The sequence below is a fragment of the Marinobacter sp. Arc7-DN-1 genome, from assembly GCF_003441595.1.
Lineage (GTDB): Bacteria > Pseudomonadota > Gammaproteobacteria > Pseudomonadales > Oleiphilaceae > Marinobacter > Marinobacter metalliresistant.
On the sequence record NZ_CP031848.1, the window covers coordinates 2,390,892 to 2,408,569 of the forward strand.

The window sequence follows — 17,678 nt, forward strand, 5'->3', positions numbered from 1 at the left end:
ATGGTGGTACTTGTTTTAACCTCTCAATCGCTCGTGATGATTAATATCTGCGGATAAGTCCTCAAAAATGCGCGGCTTCCAGAATCTGCTGATAGTGGCGGGCCTTGGGCGTCATCTGGCGTTTCTCAAATTCTTCAGCCAGTAGCCGGCAGGCTTCAGTAGTGAGCAGTTCGTCACCGGTGCTTCTGAGCCGTTCAAAGGCTTTCTCCGCTGCTTTGAGATCATGCTGTTTCAGGCTGCTGAACAGCACCCGGTTATGATCTTCCGCCGTTAATGGATGGTGAGGTTCCCCTTTAGCCAGATACTCCTGCCAGATGGCAATCGTCTGCTCCGGCTGGCGACGGCCAAGGGCATCATTCATCAGCTCCCTGGCACGGTCGCGGTATTGCGGCAGGTCTGGCCGGAGTTTGGCCAGGTGGTAGAGATGTTCCAGCAGGATGGGCCGCTCCGGATAATGCTCACGCAAGGCTTCGAACTGGCGGCGGGCCAGATCAAACTCCATTCGGCCGAGGCTGGCCATGGCCTGGGCATAGCTGGTGGTGAAGCGGGCGTCCTGTTCCTCTTCTTTGGGCTCGAAGAATTCCTCGCGCACCTGCAGCCAGCTTTTGCCCAGCAGCCAGACCAGGCTCGCGCCGGCGATCAGGCCGCCGGCGTGGGCCATGTAGGCGATCCCCGTGGCACCGGCAAACCAGTAATCGTAGATTTCCTTGCCCAGCCAGACCGGCAGTATGGCGATGGCCGGCGCCCGGAAATAGTTGAAATAAACACCCAGGAAGTAGAAGAACCGGATTTTCCGCAAGCCGTAAATGGCCACGTACATGCCCATCAGCCCGGATATTGAGCCGGATGCTCCCACCAGAGGAACGTAGCTGCCGGTGGAGAACGCAGTGAACACCAGGCCGGACAGGGCGCCACACATCAGGTAGGCAAGCAGAAACTTACCCGGCCCCAGAGCCTTCTCAACCGTGAAGCCCAGCAGAAACAGGAACACCAGGTTACCGATGATATGGCCCCAGCCCCCATGCAGGAACTGGTAGGTAATCAGGGTATGGAGTGACAGATCAGCAGGTACCAGCCCGAGCTGGTTGGCACTCAGCTTCTGGAGGTAATTCAGCTCAATGGCACTGCGCTGCTCCTGCCAGTAGGCCCGCTCAGCCTGCGCCCAGATCACATCCTGGTTGCGCAGCAAGTATTGGTGGAACTCCCGGTCCAGCAACAGGTTGGCCGCCAGCCAGACGTTCTCGTTTGCCTCCCGGAGTTGCTGGAACCGCTGGAGTTCGTAAATCCGGCTCTGCTCACCTTCGAACCGGATCTGGCGTTGCAGATAATCCTCGTACGCCGGTGCTTCCAGAACGTGGAGCTCGGCATCCAGATATTGCTCAACCGCCAGTTCAAGCTTGCGGCTGTCGCCGCCCTGGTAGAACAGGAAAACCAGCAGGCTCGCCATCATCAGACCCAGGGTGACCCAGGGCGGGCGCTTCCAGTTGATCGCGTTTTCGGCGGGGATAATCAGCATGGGCGGTCACAATTCATCATAATCTGTCCCGGAAAGTGTGTTTTTTACCACAGCCACGCCTTCTTTTCGCGTTCAAATGGAATCCGGTGTAAAGGTCGCCCCGGGTCAATACCGGAAATGTGCACACTCCCTTATCGACCATTCGCCAATTGCCGTTATTCCTGCTCCCGCCAATAGTGAACAGGAATAACAAGAAAAACCGGATACCCGAAACAAGGATTCTTCAGATGACCATACTCGTATTGGACAACCCGGAGCTGATTGCCAAAGCAGCGATTGCAGCCGGCTTCACCCCTGCGGCCTTTGAGGCCGGGAGCAGGCGACCACACCGGATGAAGTTTCATTACGGCTTCAACAAGCACTCTCTGGACAGTGAAGACCTGGCGTTCCTGAAACAGCATGCCGCCTACCTCAGGCAGCATCCTTCAGTCAGTATCAGGGTCCATGGCCACTCGGACAACTTTGGCCCGGAAGACTACAACCGGTTCCTGTCCCGGTTGAGAGCAAACGCGGTGGCAAAAACCCTGGTGCGGGAAGGCGTCCCAGAGCACCGGATTCTGGTGGCCCATTGGGGCGCGGGTCGCCCACTGGCAACCCCGGAAGACCATGCGGCCAATCGACGCGTTGAACTGGAATACCTGACCCTGGATGTGGCGCAGGCTCTCTAGCAGCCTCTCGAACGAAAAGAAGGGGGCCTCGCCTCCTTCTCTGTAACTCCGCCTCTGTCGCTCCGCCGTTCCTGCCAGTGACCGTAGCTTCAGCCGTAAACCTGCCAGACATTCCACAGCAATAATACCGCAGCAACCAGTATGGCCAACCAGGTCAGCAGAATGCCGATCATCCGGGCCTTATGGAGTCCACCGCGGCCATTGATCATGCCCCAGGCATGGAGAAGGCGGCCGACGACCAGCGCCATACCTGTCCAGTAGATCAACCCACTGGCCACACCGTTGAGCTCTGCAATAGCCAGCATGATCAAACCCAGGGGGGCATACTCAATCAGGTTGGCATGAGCCCGCACCGCGGCCTCGAAATCCCGGTCATCAGCAACGCCAAGTCCCTTGCGGTATTTCAGGCGGAACCTGACAACCCGGGCCGACAATACCAGCAGAAGAATACCAATAACTGCGGCAAACACTCCGGTTACGGGTACGATCATGCTCAGGCCTTCTTGATTGCGCTAACGATGGCCAGCAGCAGGATTGCGCCAACGGTTGCCGTCACCAACTCACCGACGGCACCCTGGGCCGCCAGCCCCAGCAGGCGAAACACAAAGCCGCCGAGGAACGAGCCAACAATACCAATACCGATATTGGCCAGAACACCAAAGCCCCGGCCTTTCATGATAAGTCCGGCCAGCCAGCCGGCGACACCACCAATAATCAGAAACAGAATCAGATTCATCTCTTGCCTCTCCCTGAGGGTCGTTGAACGAAACGATTATTCCCGCAAAGACTGCCCTGTTTCCGCTGGTGCTTCAAGCACTTCCGGTGGCCGGATCAGAGGGTGGCAATGGCTTCCGCCATTTGCCGGTGACAGCGCGCCGTCAGCTCGGGAATATCCCCGATGGTCAGGCCTTCCGTCTCTACCGGAGGCAGAACCCGGACGGCGACCGACTCACGCCGGCCGCGCCAGCCAATGGCCTTATCACGGTACTGCTGGATGCATACCATGGTGATGGGGGCCCCGGATGCGACAGCGGCGTGAAAGGCACCTTTCTTGAATTTCTGGAGTCCGCGGCCCCGGCTACGGGTTCCTTCCGGGAACACCCAGAGGCTTTTCCGGTCTCCCGCGATGGCGCTGGCGGTGGCCTGCATGACGGCAACGGCTTTGTGGGACCGGCCCCGGTTGAGGATAACGTTGCCGCCGAGCCAGAACACCTGGCCAAAGAAAGGCACCCAGACCAGTGCGGATTTGCCAACAGTCACCGTGCGCGGTGGCAGCAGATCGCCTATCACGAACAGATCGTCATTGTGCTGGTGGTTGGCGATGACCACGGTGGGCCGGCCTGTCGGTATGTTCTCGCGCCCTTCGAGGGGCCTTTCCATGCCAAGAAGTGCCCTGCCCACCCGGGCCACAGCCCAGCCCAGCAAACGGTTGTTGTCCGGGTTGAATGGCCGGGCAACATACAGCACCATCGCAAACAGACAGATGACCGGCACGCTCAACCACGCCAGGAATTTTCTGATAACGCCCATGTAACACAACTCTGCAACCAAATTATGGCGCACAAGTGTACGCCAACCTTATATCCTGGTGACAGTGTCAATTTGTTCCCGGGGGGCCGTGATCCCGGCGGCTCGCGCCCGCACCACGTACCTGAGGGGGCCACCCGCATCGACACTGTTGAACGGATAGCAGGTCACCAGCAACAGGGTGCCACCCGGTAACCGCTGGGTGTCAATCAGCTCTGAACGGCTGTCCACCACACGCGTGTTTTCGACACGGTAACTGCGCCACCGGCCATTGCGGCCCTGAAGCCTGATTTCGTTGCCGGTCTCCAGCACATTGAGGCCACGAAAATGGGTGTCCCGGTGCCCGGCAATAATCACCGCCCCGTTGCCATCGTCGTCGCCGGCCAGCCGGCCGGGCCCGAACGCCAGGCTCTCGCCGTGAGTGTCGGCCAGAACGATCATCGAATCGTTCAGCTCCGGTATGGCCAGGCGGGCAACCGGCCAGGTGTCCGCCCAGGGCCAGGGCCGTGATTCCGTCTGCCGGGCCTGGCTCTCTGCCCAGGCAACCTCAAGCATTTCCTGGGCCAGCACCGCCTTGAGCGGAATCCACAACCCGAATACCAGCAAGGTAGCAGAGCTGGTCATCAGCAACAGCAGCAGCCTGGTCACGGAAACGCCCTCCTCTGCAGCAGCACAATCGCGACGGCGAACATCAGCCCGACAAGTCCAAGGGCGATCAGCACGGGCGCGGCGGTTGCGGTTTGCGGATACCGGAGCATTCCCGCCTCGCTCCCCGCCGGCAACAACGTGGGCAGGTTGTCCGGGGCCAATGGCGTTCCCGCATCCCGAACCGGGGTTGTATCCACTGCCACAAAACTGGTGTAGGCCGACATCAATCCATGAGCGACCGCCAGCTTCGTAATAGCCGCTTTGTCAGGCTCCTGGCCGGATACCCTGGCCTCATCCTGCAGACTATCGATTTTCTCTCTGGCCCAAAGGCGATATAGCCCGGTTCCCGGTGCTGCCTGCTGCAGATCCAGGGTTTTCCGCCAGTCCTCGCCACCCGGCAAACGACCCGACACCTTGAGTTCTCCCATGGCCGAAACACCACGCGCCACGTGAATCAGCGGTTCGCCCTGAAACAGATCGCCGGCGCGTCGGGGAAAACTCTCAACACCCGCCTCCTGGCCAGGCCACTGCACCTGGATATCCGTCAGAACCGGTGCTTCCATGGCCGAGAACAGCGCTTGCAGAGGCCCGCTCAGATCCGACGCCGAGTGAATCGCGGTATAGGTACCCCGGCCCCAGCGAGCGGCTTCCCGCATGAAGTGCCGGTTCGGGGCCGAACCGATGCCCACCGTAAACAACCGCTGGTCACCCAGCTGCTGACGGATCTGACGAAACAGGCCGGCTTCATCGCCCACCGCACCATCGGTGATAAAAATCACCTGGCGTACCCGTGGTGACTCCTCTTCCCTGCCCTCGCGATCCTGCAAAGCCAGCGACAGCGCCGGTGCCATTTCGGTGCCACCATCGGCCCTCAGGCGAGCCACATACTGACGGGCACGGGCAAGGTTATTGCCGGTGGCGACCTCCGGCTGCATGAACAGGGCGTGGGTCTGGCTGTTGAACCGGATCACATTGAACCTGTCCCGGGGTGTCAGGGTTTGCAGACCCGCCTGCAAGGCACTGCGGGCCTGGCGGATGGACTCCCCGGCCATGGACCCGGACGTGTCGATCACGAACACCAGCTCCCTGGGCAGAACGCGTTTGCCGATTTGACCCGGCACCAGCATAGCCAGCAGATAATCCTCTCCCTGCCATGACTGATGAAATACCGCCGCAGAAGGCTCCCGGCCCGCCCGCGGCCGCCAGCGCACCACAAAATCCCGATCCATCAGAATACTGCCCTCAGCGGGCCGCACCGTGACCGCCAGGCCATCCTGGCTGGCCTGGCTGGTTGTCAACTGGTGGGACGGACTGGAAACCTCCTCCAGCGGCAGTCCGGCATCAATCAACAACTCAATCGACGCCCGGTGGCTGTCCCCTGCCACATCGGCCGGCTTGACGGTAAAGGGGCTAATGGCATCGGCATCCGCCACCTCGGTCGTAGGCAAAGCCCAGCCACCCTGCCACTGATCCGTTGAAGCCCGGATGGGTGTTCCGGGCATATAACGGGGCGTCAGCGTGGTGGGAAGACTCAGCTCAAACACCCCGGCCTGATACCCCACCGGCTGCTGATAATTCAGCTCCACCGACACCGTCTCCCCCGGCGGAATATTGGCCACCCGGGCGGTGAACAGATTCGGGCGCTGCTGCTCAACATTCGCCGCATGCTGCCCGGCCTGTTTCGCTTTCTCATAGGTTCGCCGGGCCATCTCCTTCGGTTGCACCTTGCCCTCAATCGTCCGCTCCCCCACCTTCATCGTCAGGCCATACACACTGGCCTTCTCCGGCAACGGAAACACAAACACCCCCTCCCGCCACTGGTCACTGGTGTTCCGGAAACTGCGCACCAGCCGGGTGTCGGCAATCAACCCGCTGACCCGGATATCAAACTCACTGCCCAGCACCAGCGCCGGTTCCTGCCACTGACCCTGGCCATCGACAAAGTGAAGCTGGCCGACGTTGTCTGTTACATTCGCCTCGGCATAAAGAGGATGCACAAACAGCATCAGCAAGACAGCGAACCAGAGGCTTACCCCCTCCCAAACACGCCTGGAGTTAAGTTTCTGAAAGCGCGTAAAAACTGAGGCAAGTGCGCGGCTCTTTCCGAAAACGGGGGAGTAAAACCGTAAAAGGGAGTTAGAAAGCATCATGGCGGAATCCTTTTGACTGCATGACTGAGCGAAACACCCCCATTTCAGCAATCCGGAAAGGAACTCCCATGGCAGAATGCGACAAACCGGCCACAAAAAATGATGAATTATGGCAACAACGCCCTCCGCCCTTGTCATCAATACCTGCCGTGGTTAAATAGATACTCACCGGCCAGGGGAAACAGCCGACACCATGAAGAAACACCTTGTTCTGATTGAGGACGAACCCGCCATCCGCGACAACTACCGCGCCGCTTTCGAGCGCCGCGGCTACCGGGTATCTGCCCATGGCGACCGGGCATCGGCCTGGCAGGTGCTGCGACAATCGCTGCCGGATCTGGCCATTATTGATGTCGGCCTGGGAGACGAGCCGGAAGGCGGCTTTGCCCTGTGCCAGGACCTGCGCTCACTTTCGCAAACCCTGCCCATCATCTTCCTGACCGCCAGGGACAGCGACATCGATTCGGTGCACGGCCTGCGCCTGGGCGCCGACGATTACGTCACCAAAGACATGAGCCTGGACCACCTGCTGGCCCGGGTTACCGCCTTGCTGCGCCGGGCCGATGCCTGGGCCGAAGCCCTACAGAAGCCGGACGAAGTTCTGCAACGGGGCCAACTCGCCCTCAACGTGGATCGCATGACCGTCGCCTGGAACGATGCACCCATCGACCTGACCGTGACCGAATTCTGGATGCTGTATTCACTGGTTCAGCACCCGGGCCACGTCCGCAGCCGGGAACAGCTGATGGAAGCCGCCAGCACGGTGCTGGACGACAATACCGTGACCTCCCACATCAAACGCATCCGGCGCAAGTTCCTGCAGCTGGATGAAACCTTCGATGGCATCCAGACCGCCTACGGCATGGGCTATCGCTGGAATGCCCGTGAGGTCTGAGCCTTGAACCTGAAGCGCCAGCTGCTCGTTGCCAGCCTGCTGATGCTGCTGATTCCCTGGGCAGGTCTGCAGTTTGTCCTGGAGCTGGACGATGCCCTGCGACAACAGGCCCGGCAACACCTCCGGGAACAGGCCGAACGGCTGGCCGAGACCGCCGGCGATCTGATGATCGGCATGCCCGCAGTGGCCTCTGGTGAACCCGCGATTTACGTTGAACCTCTCACCGGTACCATCAACCTGGACGGCTATGGCGACGACTGGCCGGGCTATGACGAAGAAAACCCACTCCGGAATTGGCAGAGCAGCAACGCTTCCGGCTCCGGCCTGCCAACCCTGCATTGGCAGGCCGCCACCGACCAGCAAAACCTGTACCTGCTGGTCCGTGTCACTCCACGCCAGCCGGTGTTCTTCAACCCCGGTAATCCGGACCAGCCCCACGACCGGCTCAGACTGTGGCTGAAGCCCGACATCCAAAGCGTTTCGCCTGACCAGTCAGCACTTTCCTGGCTGATCCGCACACCAGCACCAGGGCAGGTTTATGGCCTGATCGGGGCCACCCTGAAACCGGACTACCGGGTTTCCAGCTTCTGGCAAGGTGCGGGCGATGGCTGGCAACTCGAGCTGAGGTTACCCATGCCCAAGGGCCGCAGTCGGCTTGGTTTTGCGGCCCTTTGGGGAGAGCGAGGGAGCGGGAACCGGGAAATGGCGGTCTCAACCCCGACCGACCCGCTGCCGGTACTGGTCAGCCGTAACCTGGCCCTTGAACGGCAACTTGAACCGCAGCTGAACCGGGGCCAGCGCGCCCGTCTGGTGGAACCGGCAGGCTGGGTTATTGCGAGGCAGAGTGCCGCTTCTACCCCGCCAGGTCCGAAATTCAACACCCTCAGCCCGCTTCAGGTGATGGAACAGATCAGTCTCAACGCACTCCGGGCGCTGGTGCGCTTTTACCAACCGGAGCCAACGGCCATCCAGACCGGCAGAAACCGGATAGACACCGACACACTCCCCGGCGAAGGCCTGGTTCGCCACGAGGATGACAGCGTCTGGCTACTGACCACCCGGCCGGTGTTCGGTGGCCGCACACTGATCCTGGAACAGTCCCTGGATCAGCTCCTGACGCTGTCCGGCTCTACGCTCGGCTCAGTCATTGCCCGCAGCACCCTCATTATCGTGGCCCTGACACTGGTGCTGCTCGGCTACGCCAGCTGGCTGTCGTGGCGCATTACCCGGCTGCAACGGGCGGTCAGCGCCAGTATTGACGAGGATGGGCGGATAACGGGTACGGTGCCGGACTCCCGTGCGAAGGATGAACTGGGCCAGTTGCAAAGGCATTTCAGCCTGATGGTGGATCGCCTCCATGGTTACAACCGCTACCTGGAAAGTTTTTCCCGGCGCCTCTCCCATGAACTGAAAACACCGGTTGCCGTGGTGCGCTCGTCACTGGAAAACCTCAGCCATTGCGATTCTGAGGCCGAGCGCAGGCAATACATTGAGCGGGCAGCCTCGGCCACCGAACGTCTCCGGCAGATACTCCATGGCATGAGTGAAGCCGCCCGGCTGGAACAGAGCCTGGACCACGCCGACAAGGAACCATTTGACCTGGCCGAGGTCGCAACCCAGGCCACCGCCGCCTACCAGGCACTGGATAGCGGCCATCGAATCCGTTATTCCGGTCCGGAAGCGGGCCTGCAGATGACCGGTTCGCCGGAGCTGATGGTGCAGCTGCTCGACAAACTGGTGGACAATGCCCGGGATTTCACACCGGAAAAAGGGCTGATTGAAGTCGGACTGGAAGCCACAACCGATGGCCTCTGCCTGTCGGTTTTCAACGAGGGCTCCGCCCTGCCGGAAAGCCCCGCCACAGACATCTTCAGCCCCTTCGTATCACTGCGGGAAGGGCAGGAACAGGGCCACCTGGGCCAGGGCCTGCTCATTGTCAGCCTGATTGCCGACTACCATGGTGGCCGTGTGGACGCACTGAACCGCACCCAAGGTGGCATTGACGGTGTATGCTTCCGCGTTATTATCCCCGCCATCCATTCTTGAAACAGGACTGCACCGCCGTGAGCGCACGACTGGACTCCCTCGACATTCATCCACTTCGCAACGAACTCTATAACGAGCTGCACTCGCGTCCCTTCCAGGTGCTGCCAACTCCGGCACGGGTCACCCAGATGGCGGTGCTGACCACCCCGGAACAGCGCCAGCAGCAGTTCCGGCACCTGCAGGAGCTGCACCGGGTGCTGGGCCAGCCGGTGCCGGAGCACGAAACAGGCTGTTTTGAGCACACGTTCGGTTCCCTCCGGGTACGCCGTGAAATGCACATGGAGTTTGCCTCCTACACCTTCATCAATCTGGCCGCCAGCAACAAGGCCCCCTTCACCGAAGCTGGCATTACACCGCTTCCGGAAGGCTGGCTGGAGCAGTTGTCCGGCACCGTGATCGCCGCCTTTCACCTGGAAATACGACCGGCCGCGGACGGAACCGAGGGGGATCTGGACTATGTCCGCAAACACTTTGAAGGCATGCGCCTGGTCGGCAGCAGCCCCCAGGAAGGCGCCGCCCGGGTGTGGGGCACCTTCAGGCTGCACAGCGACGGGTTTGGGCGATTCATGGTGATGAACCACCACATGTCCGACAGCCAACTCGGGCGCCTCACCCAGCGGCTGATGGAGATTGAGACCTATCGCCTGATGTCGCTGCTGGCGTTGCCGGTAGCCCGGAAAATCACCCCATCCCTGAATGATATGGACGAAAAGCTGGCGGTGATCACCCAGTCTCTTGCCGAGAACCAGGAAGTCGATGAAGAAAAGCTGCTCGCCCAACTGACCAATATCGCCGCCCGCATTGAGGCCTTCCGGGCCCACTCCACCTTCCGTTTCTCCGCCACCCGCGCCTATCATCGGCTGGTGCTGACCCGACTGGAGGAACTGCGGGAGGACGAACTGTCCGGCCACCTGACCCTCACCGAATTCATGACCCGCCGGCTGACACCGGCGGTAAAAACCTGCGAAGCGGTCAGCGAACGCCTGGAAGACCTGTCACGCCGGGTGGACCGGGCCTCGGACATGATGCGGACCCGGGTGGAACTGGCCATTCAGAGCCAGAACCAGCAACTGCTCAGTTCCATGGACCGACGCTCCAGGATCCAGCTGATGATGCAACACACCGTGGAAGGTTTCTCGGTGGTGGCCATTACCTACTACCTGATCGGGCTGCTCAAGTTTGGCCTGGATTCGATTTACGAGGCAGGCTTCGCCGTCAACAAAACACTGATTCTCGGCGTCGCCATTCCCGTGGTCATGACCCTGGTGTTCCTTGGCGTCCGGATGGTTCACCATCACTTCATCAAAATGGCGAAACAGCAGTAGCCGACACCAGCAGCCTGTCGGACTTAAGGCTGACAGGCTGCTAACTGCCGGCGCCCGCCTCTCCGGCAAACTGCCGGTAAAACTGCTGGGCCGTGCGGCCATTGCGGACACCCTTGGCGGTGGCGAAACGGATGGCCTCCCGGTGCAGGCTCTCCCTGTCGGCCACCTCCGGAAACAGGGCATCCACCGCTTGCAGGTAGATCTCCTGAGAAAACGCGTAGAACGACAGCTGCAGGCCGAAGCGATCCGCCAGCGACACCTGCTCCTCGATGGCTTCCGCCGGGTGTACTTCACCGTCGCGCATCTCGCTTTTGAGGTTGTCAGACATGAACTCCGGCATCAGGTGCCGGCGATTGGAGGTGGCATACACCCGCACATTCTCCGGCGGCAATTCCAGGGAGCCCTCCAGCACACTTTTCAGGGCCTTGTAGCCAGTCTCGCCGACATCAAACGACAGATCATCGCAAAAGATCACGAACCGGAACGGCAAATCGCAGATGTCATCGACGATTTCCGGCAGATTCACCAGATCATCCTTGTCCACCTCAATCATCCGCAGCCCGCGCTCCTGGTAGCGATTCAGCAGCGCCTTGATCAGAGACGACTTGCCCGTGCCCCGGGAGCCCCAAAGCAAAGCGTTGTTGGAAGGCTCACCGGCGAGAAAACGCTCAGTATTGCGGGCCAGTGCCTGTTGCTGCCGGCGGATGCCGGCGAGATCCTGCCATTGCACCGGATCGAGCCGGCGAATCGCCCGCAGACCGGAGCGGTGACGGCGCCAGACCGCCGCCGGCGTGGTTTGCCAGTCTATAGATACAGTTCCGGACATACACCTCTTTCCTATTCCGTCCCGTGTCAGCCTGTGAAACACTGAACACTCTGTTTATAACCGGTTGAAAAGGAGACTTTACCCCAAATGGCCGTAAAATCCGTTGCCCTGGTGGCACACGACAACAAGAAAAAGGAACTGGTGGACTGGGTCGCGGACAACCGCACCCGCTTTGCTCCGCTGAAACTCTATGCCACCGGCACCACCGGCCGGCTGTTGCGGGACAATCTGGAGCGGGACGACATTCATTGCCTGCTCAGTGGCCCGTTAGGGGGAGATCAGCAAATCGGCGCCAAGATTGCCGAGGGCGAAATCGATCTGCTGGTGTTTTTCTGGGACCCCCTCGAACCCCAGCCCCATGACCCCGACATCAAGGCCCTGCTAAGGATCGCGGCACTCTGGAACATTCCCGTGGCCTGTAACCGGGCAACGGCGGAATTCATCCTGACTTCTGCCTACATGACTGACGACCAGCACCAGCCGAAAAAACCGGATTTCTCCGATTACACCGGTCGCCCGGTCGGCGCCTGAGGCATTAGGCAAGGCCAGTGGTTATGACTACACTGATAAGGTAGCTGTAACGGACCGCCGGCACGCCAATGAATAGTCATGCCACTTTCCTCCAACATCGGTTTTTGAGCGTGGCCGTTGCTCTCTTCTGGGTTCTGTGTCTGCTGCCCGCATCGCCGCTGGCAACGGCAGAGCAGTCGAACGAAACGATAACTGTCGGCATTGTCGGTGATAACAAACCCTATTCCTTTGATGACGGTCCGGGGGCCTCCGGTTTTTCCGTCGATGTTCTCCGGGAGGTCGCCAGGCAGTCCGGTCTGAACTTCGTCTTCCGAGCTGGCAGTTGGCCGGAGATCTACGATGCGTTCCTGCGCGGAGAGCTTGATGTTATCGACGGAATTTCGTTCCATCCGGATCACGCTGAAAAAGTCCTGTTTACTGAGCCGTACCACCTGCGTCAGACCTTCCTGATGCACAATACCCAGACACCGATCGGAAAGATCAGCACGATAGAGGACCTCAAAGGCAGTCGAGTAGGTTTGGTACGTGACGTTTATTATCGCGATGCCCTGGCAGGTCAGGGTATTTCCATCACTACCTACGACTCTCTATACAGCCTTATCCGGGCACTCGCATTTGGCTGGGTGGATGTTATTGTCGGTCCAAGGCTGACTCTCCAGTACTACGCTAGCCAAGCTGGATTCGGCTTTCTCGAGATCGCCGGTGCGGCCCCCTTCGGAGAGCTCTCTAACGAGGATTTCCGCATTGGAGTTCTGAAAACCAACCAGGACCTCTTTCAAAAGATCAGTCGTGGCCTGCAACAGATTCCACAACCGCGAATACAGGAGTTGCTTGAGCGCTGGCGGGAATTCGGCGGCAACAACCTCAACAAAGTCACAGAATTTACCCTGACCCCGGAACAACGCCGGTTTATTTCGGAAACCGGTCCGGTTCGCGTAGGTTTAATGCGGGATTATGCCCCTTACAGTTTTGAAAGCGGCACCCGTATTCACGGTTTGAGTATTGATGTGCTTAACCGCATATCGGACCTGACCGGATTGCAGGTGATTCCAGTCGAAGGGCAGTGGATCGAATTGTTACCGTTGTTCCGTGACGGCGAAATTGATCTTCTGGCCAACATGTCTTTCAGACCCGAACGTCAGACCTTCACTCGCTTTACCCAGCCTTACCACACGATTCCCAATGTTGCCTTTACCCATGACCCGTCCCTGAGACTGGAGACACTTGACGACCTCAGGGGGCAACGCGTAGCGCTGGGTTCCGGCATCTATTACGAAAAACCCGTCAGAGCTGCATTGGGTGACAATGCGAGGATATTCACAACGCAGGACGCCATGTTCCAGGCCCTGGCCAGAGACGAGGTCGATGTGGTTCTCGCCGCTTTGCCCAATGGCAATTTCTGGATACGGGAGCTGGGTATCCCCGGAGTACGAATCGCGGGTGAACTGATGCTGGAGGGCCAGGCTGGCGAAGATCTCCGTTTCGGGGTAAGGCCCGGACTCGCCCCGCTGGCCGACATTCTTGATCAGGCACTGTCAGCCATCAGCGCTGAAGAGATGCATGCGATCGAGAGCCGTTGGCTGGGAGCCAGCGTTGACCGGCAGGTAGCTGAAACGGGTGAGGTGACTCTGAATGCAATAGAGCTGGCCTGGCTGGAAGCCCATAACAGTCAGTTAAACATGTGTGTTGATCCACACTGGTTTCCACTTGAAGGCATAGACGCCGAAGGCAACCATACCGGATTGTCCGCCGAGGTGGCCCGCTTGTTCTCAAAACGTGCACCTGTGCGGTTTGAGCTGGTTCGCACAGACAGCTGGAAAGAATCCATGAGAGCCGCCAGACAAGGCAAGTGCGATATCTTCACGATGGCAATGAAGACCCCTGAACGGTCCCGATTCCTGAATTTTACCGAGCCGTACCTTGAGGTGCCGACTGTTGTTCTTGGCCGGATTGAAGCCCCCTTCATCGAGCGCGTGGGAGATCTGCGGGGCCAGAGGATTGGCGTTGTCGAGGATTACGCGTTCGCGGAGCTTTTGCAGAACCGCTACCCCTCTCTCAATCTTATCGAAGTCGGGAACGAACAAGACGGGCTAAGGAAACTGCAAAGCAATGAGCTGGACGGCTACATCACAACGCTGGCAACTGCCAGCTACTACATGCAGGAACTTGGCCTTGCCGATCTGAAAGTAATTGGCAGAGTTCCCGCAGACTGGTCACTCTCCGTGGCAACGAGAAAGGACGAGCCTGTTGTTCTGGGCATCATGCAAAAGCTGGTTTCCAGCCTCACCGCCCAGGAGCGGAAAGACCTTGAACGGCAGTGGCGGAACTTACGGCTCAAGCAATCCGTGGACTACACCCTGACCTGGCAACTGCTGGTCGCTGGCGTGCTGATTACCGCTCTGCTGGTTCACTGGAACCGGAAACTCAACCGCCTCAATAAAGACCTGACCGATGCCAATGAGAGGCTCGCACGTCTAAGCGTAACGGACGACCTGACGCAATTAGGCAACCGAAGCTACTTTGACCAGGAGTTCCGCAAGAGCTTCCAGTGGTGTCAGCGCCACAATTCAGGCTTTGCGGTCGCAATGATAGACGCGGATCATTTCAAAAAAATCAACGACAGTTATGGCCACGAAGCCGGAGATCTTTGCCTGAAAACTCTGGCAAATACCATGCGCGAACACTTCCGGCGGGAAACAGACAGGCTCTCGCGTTTTGGGGGCGAGGAATTCGTCATTTTTGCCAGCTACGAGGACAGGAATGAAATACGTAACCGCCTGGAGCGTTTCCGGGAGGCTGTCGCAAATGCCTGCAGTATTTGCGATGGCAACGATATCAAGCTGACCATCAGCATTGGTCTGGCGACCGGTATTCCGGGGCCGGATGACTCACCGGCGGAATTTCTCAGACAGGCCGACCAGGCCCTGTACCAGGCCAAAGAAAATGGTCGGAACCGGCTGGAGGCGCGAGCGGTCAGTTCCTGAGTGGTGGTAAGATTGACACAAAACAAGGATAAGGAGAAAACCATGGCACGTATTTACGAGGACAACTCACTCTCCATCGGCAACACCCCGCTGGTAAAACTGAACCGGGTCAATGACGGCGCCACCATCTGGGCCAAGATTGAGGGCCGTAACCCGGCCTACTCCGTTAAGTGCCGGATCGGCTCGGCCATGATCTGGGACGCCGAAAAACGGGGCACCCTCAAACCGGGCATGACCATCGTGGAGCCCACCAGCGGCAACACCGGCATCGCACTGGCGTTCGTGGCTGCTGCCCGCGGCTACAAACTGATCCTGACCATGCCCGCCTCCATGAGCCTGGAACGCCGGAAGGTCCTGAAGGCCCTGGGGGCGGAACTGGTGCTTACAGAACCAGCCAAAGGCATGCCGGGCGCCATCGCCAGGGCGGAAGAGATTTTCGCCTCCGACCCGGACAACCATTTCCTGCCCCAGCAGTTCCAGAACCCTGCCAACCCACGGATTCACGAAGACACTACCGGCCCGGAGATCTGGAATGACACGGACGGTGAGGTGGACATCTTCGTGGCCGGTGTCGGTACCGGCGGCACGCTGACCGGTGTGTCCCGCTACATCAAGGACACCCGTGGCAAGAAGATCACCACCGTCGCCGTCGAGCCCACGGATTCACCGGTCATCACCCAGGTGATGAATGGGGAAGATCCCAAACCTGCGCCCCACAAGATTCAGGGCATTGGCGCCGGCTTTGTACCCAAGAATCTGGACCTGGAACTGGTTGACCAGGTGGAAACCGTTTCCAATGAGGAGTCCATGGACATGGCCCACCGGCTGATGCAGGAGGAAGGCATTCTCTGCGGCATTTCCTGCGGTGCCGCCGTTGTCGCGGCGGTCCGGGTGAGCAAGCAGCCGGAGCACAAAGGCAAGAACATCGTCGTGGTATTGCCGGATTCGGCAGAACGCTATCTTTCCTCAGCCCTGTTTGCTGACCAGTTTGGTGAGCTGGAGAACCTCCAGTAACGGAGGGAGTATCAGGCGCAGCCTTCGGGCTGCGCCTTGCGCCCCTCAGAACCGAAAGCTGTCTCTCAATTACCTGAACTCACCCTACTGGGGGGTCTGCCTGAAGCGGGTTAAAACCGGCCTGAGAATTAGCACAGTATATTCGAGCGCGCGTTACTGTAACTTAATCCATCGGTTCGTCATTGCGGACTCGCAGAAAACTGGCAAAACGGGGCAGACCAGTGGCCGTAAGACCATAATACTTGAATGTGATCGTGATTCCGGGCTCTGGTGGGGACGCCCTCTCGGTATCGCTGAACCCGGAACCAATCCGGAACTGCCGGCCATTTTCGAGCTCGACCAGCAGTGACCCCATCATGCCCTCGTATTTGCCACTGCCCGGCAGGTGACGAACCACCACCGCTTCGGCATCCTGGTACGGCTTCACTTTCAGCAGGTCATTCGAGCGACCGCTTCGGTAACCACTGGCCCCCAGGTGCAGCATTAACCCCTCTGCCCCGCTGTCTACCACCTCTTCCAGACGCCGCATCAACTTCTCATGGGTGCTCGCCCGCTGCTGCTCCACAAGCACCATATAGGGTGATCCGACCCTATCGACCAATGCCCTCAGCCGGGCCAGACGCTGATCGAAAGTAGCCTCCTGATCCGGAAGATCAAATACCATGAAGCGAACCTGCCGCCACTGGGCAGCTACCGGAACCACCTGACGCACCGCCCCCGATAATTCCGCAAAACGGCCACGCCCCATCCAGAGCTCGCCATCCAGGGGATGCGCCGGAAACCCTTTGGTAAACCACCCGGGCGCCCGATACTCGTGACCACCACGGGAAAGAAAGCGCTCACCGGTCCAGTAGGCTCGCACCCCGTCGAGCTTTTCACTGACCCAGTAGCCCTCAAGCGGCATGCCTTTTTGATAGACATTGGCGAGTGTGAGCTTTGGTGGTTCCGCCCAGGCCACGGGGGAAGGCAAGAAGGAAGGCAGCACCAGAAGCACGGTACAAAACAATCGGGAAAGCATGGCAGCTCCTTTGCTCTACTGGGCCAGATATTCCGTTCCGGCCATAATGATCAACAGGTCGTTATTCGTTTCCGCAGGTGCTCCTCACCTTCTCCCGGAAATCCTCACGAATACGGGTATTCTCGGCCTCACTCACGAAGACCCTCTCACCCTGATCGTTGAGGTCATAAAAAGTTGAGACGCTGGCCAGATACTTGAGACGCGCCCGAAGTTTTCGGCAAACATCGGCACGCTTCTCCGCTTTCTCCTTAGCCTTGGCATCAGCCGCCCGCCGCGCCTTGCGTTCCGCCTGCTGCTGCTCCAGAAATTCCGTCATTTTCTGATGGCGTTCCCGGGCACCCGTATCCGCATTGGCCGGAGCGGCATTAACCGCAACTTCACTTGATGTCGCCTGGGCCGGTGGGCGATCTCCGAAATGGGTTTGGCCGTTGGCATCCACCCATTTGTAGACACCCGCGTTTGCGGAGAGGGGGATGGAGCAGAGGAACATTAAAACCACTAATGCTTTCACACAGAAATCCTTTTCAACT

At 59.3% G+C, this 17,678-nt stretch carries 16 protein-coding genes; 7 read left to right on the forward strand and 9 right to left on the reverse strand.

From position 1 onward, the window contains the following. Window positions 1-61: 61 nt before the first annotated feature. Window positions 62-1,516 (reverse strand): rhomboid family intramembrane serine protease, encoded by a 1,455-nt coding sequence (locus D0851_RS11190; protein WP_117618729.1) that lies wholly within the window; start codon window positions 1,514-1,516, stop codon window positions 62-64. Between the two features lie 227 nt (window positions 1,517-1,743). Between D0851_RS11190 and D0851_RS11195 the strand changes: the two genes are divergently transcribed. Beyond that, window positions 1,744-2,184 (forward strand): OmpA family protein, encoded by a 441-nt coding sequence (locus D0851_RS11195; RefSeq protein WP_117618730.1) that lies wholly within the window; start codon window positions 1,744-1,746, stop codon window positions 2,182-2,184. Between the two features lie 89 nt (window positions 2,185-2,273). Here the strand turns inward: D0851_RS11195 and D0851_RS11200 are convergent, their stop codons facing one another. From D0851_RS11200 to D0851_RS11220, 5 genes are all read right to left on the reverse strand, one after another. Next, window positions 2,274-2,675, reverse strand: coding sequence for an MAPEG family protein (locus D0851_RS11200; protein ID WP_117618731.1), 402 nt, complete (start codon window positions 2,673-2,675; stop codon window positions 2,274-2,276). A 2-nt stretch (window positions 2,676-2,677) separates the two neighbouring features. Continuing rightward, window positions 2,678-2,920: a GlsB/YeaQ/YmgE family stress response membrane protein gene (locus tag D0851_RS11205; protein ID WP_117618732.1), complete on the reverse strand. Its 243-nt coding sequence runs from the start codon at window positions 2,918-2,920 to the stop codon at window positions 2,678-2,680. A 95-nt stretch (window positions 2,921-3,015) separates the two neighbouring features. Beyond that, a complete protein-coding gene (locus D0851_RS11210; RefSeq protein WP_117620370.1) occupies window positions 3,016-3,714 on the reverse strand; it encodes a lysophospholipid acyltransferase family protein in 699 nt (232 codons plus the stop codon). Window positions 3,715-3,762: 48 nt separating this feature from the next. Beyond that, on the reverse strand, window positions 3,763-4,359 hold the full coding sequence (locus D0851_RS11215) for a class GN sortase (RefSeq protein ID WP_117618733.1): 597 nt from the start codon (window positions 4,357-4,359) through the stop codon (window positions 3,763-3,765). Then, window positions 4,356-6,365 carry a marine proteobacterial sortase target protein gene (locus D0851_RS11220; RefSeq protein WP_227539539.1) on the reverse strand — a complete coding sequence of 670 codons (2,010 nt, stop codon included), beginning with the start codon at window positions 6,363-6,365 and terminating at the stop codon, window positions 4,356-4,358. Before D0851_RS11220 ends, D0851_RS11215 begins: the two co-directional genes overlap by 4 nt. 337 nt (window positions 6,366-6,702) lie before the next feature. On the opposite strand from D0851_RS11220, the gene pdsR reads away from it, so the two are divergent. Genes pdsR through D0851_RS11235 form a run of 3 tightly spaced genes read left to right on the forward strand, consistent with a single transcriptional unit; the run spans window position 6,703 to window position 10,775 of the window. Beyond that, complete coding sequence (pdsR, locus tag D0851_RS11225; protein WP_117618734.1) at window positions 6,703-7,404, forward strand: proteobacterial dedicated sortase system response regulator; 702 nt, start codon at window positions 6,703-6,705, stop codon at window positions 7,402-7,404. Between the two features lie 3 nt (window positions 7,405-7,407). Beyond that, window positions 7,408-9,450 (forward strand): ATP-binding protein, encoded by a 2,043-nt coding sequence (locus D0851_RS11230; protein ID WP_117618735.1) that lies wholly within the window; start codon window positions 7,408-7,410, stop codon window positions 9,448-9,450. A gap of 17 nt (window positions 9,451-9,467) precedes the next feature. After that, window positions 9,468-10,775 carry a DUF3422 family protein gene (locus D0851_RS11235; RefSeq protein WP_117618736.1) on the forward strand — a complete coding sequence of 436 codons (1,308 nt, stop codon included), beginning with the start codon at window positions 9,468-9,470 and terminating at the stop codon, window positions 10,773-10,775. Between the two features lie 40 nt (window positions 10,776-10,815). On the opposite strand, the gene D0851_RS11240 is transcribed toward D0851_RS11235, so the two are convergent. Further along, window positions 10,816-11,601, reverse strand: coding sequence for an ATP-binding protein (locus tag D0851_RS11240; protein ID WP_117618737.1), 786 nt, complete (start codon window positions 11,599-11,601; stop codon window positions 10,816-10,818). An 87-nt stretch (window positions 11,602-11,688) separates the two neighbouring features. Between D0851_RS11240 and D0851_RS11245 the strand changes: the two genes are divergently transcribed. From D0851_RS11245 to cysK, 3 genes are all read left to right on the forward strand, one after another. Further along, entirely contained in the window at window positions 11,689-12,132 is a 444-nt protein-coding gene (locus tag D0851_RS11245; protein ID WP_117618738.1) for a methylglyoxal synthase, read from the forward strand. 110 nt (window positions 12,133-12,242) lie between these two features. Next, complete coding sequence (locus tag D0851_RS11250) at window positions 12,243-15,116, forward strand: transporter substrate-binding domain-containing protein (protein ID WP_227539266.1); 2,874 nt, start codon at window positions 12,243-12,245, stop codon at window positions 15,114-15,116. 42 nt (window positions 15,117-15,158) lie between these two features. Beyond that, the gene (cysK, locus tag D0851_RS11255) at window positions 15,159-16,130 is read left to right on the forward strand and encodes a cysteine synthase A (RefSeq protein WP_117618740.1); all 972 of its coding nucleotides are present in this window, start codon (window positions 15,159-15,161) and stop codon (window positions 16,128-16,130) included. Between the two features lie 163 nt (window positions 16,131-16,293). Here cysK and D0851_RS11260 read toward each other — a convergent pair whose 3' ends face one another. Then, entirely contained in the window at window positions 16,294-17,148 is an 855-nt protein-coding gene (locus D0851_RS11260; RefSeq protein ID WP_117618741.1) for a DNA ligase, read from the reverse strand. 61 nt (window positions 17,149-17,209) lie between these two features. Beyond that, window positions 17,210-17,659, reverse strand: a complete 450-nt coding sequence (locus tag D0851_RS11265) for a DUF4124 domain-containing protein (protein WP_227539267.1) — start codon at window positions 17,657-17,659, stop codon at window positions 17,210-17,212. Between the last annotated feature and the right edge of the window lie 19 nt (window positions 17,660-17,678).

Bases quoted from the DNA above. Each gene is read 5' to 3' on its own strand.
- D0851_RS11190 (WP_117618729.1), bottom strand. From the start codon at position 1,516: ATGCTGATTATCCCCGCCGAAAACGCGATCAACTGGAAGCGCCCGCCC.
- D0851_RS11195 (WP_117618730.1), top strand. From the start codon at position 1,744: ATGACCATACTCGTATTGGACAACCCGGAGCTGATTGCCAAAGCAGCG.
- D0851_RS11200 (WP_117618731.1), bottom strand. From the start codon at position 2,675: ATGATCGTACCCGTAACCGGAGTGTTTGCCGCAGTTATTGGTATTCTT.
- D0851_RS11205 (WP_117618732.1), bottom strand. From the start codon at position 2,920: ATGAATCTGATTCTGTTTCTGATTATTGGTGGTGTCGCCGGCTGGCTG.
- D0851_RS11210 (WP_117620370.1), bottom strand. From the start codon at position 3,714: ATGGGCGTTATCAGAAAATTCCTGGCGTGGTTGAGCGTGCCGGTCATC.
- D0851_RS11220 (WP_227539539.1), bottom strand. From the start codon at position 6,365: ATGCTGTTTGTGCATCCTCTTTATGCCGAGGCGAATGTAACAGACAAC.
- pdsR (WP_117618734.1), top strand. From the start codon at position 6,703: ATGAAGAAACACCTTGTTCTGATTGAGGACGAACCCGCCATCCGCGAC.
- D0851_RS11240 (WP_117618737.1), bottom strand. From the start codon at position 11,601: ATGTCCGGAACTGTATCTATAGACTGGCAAACCACGCCGGCGGCGGTC.
- D0851_RS11245 (WP_117618738.1), top strand. From the start codon at position 11,689: ATGGCCGTAAAATCCGTTGCCCTGGTGGCACACGACAACAAGAAAAAG.
- cysK (WP_117618740.1), top strand. From the start codon at position 15,159: ATGGCACGTATTTACGAGGACAACTCACTCTCCATCGGCAACACCCCG.
- D0851_RS11260 (WP_117618741.1), bottom strand. From the start codon at position 17,148: ATGCTTTCCCGATTGTTTTGTACCGTGCTTCTGGTGCTGCCTTCCTTC.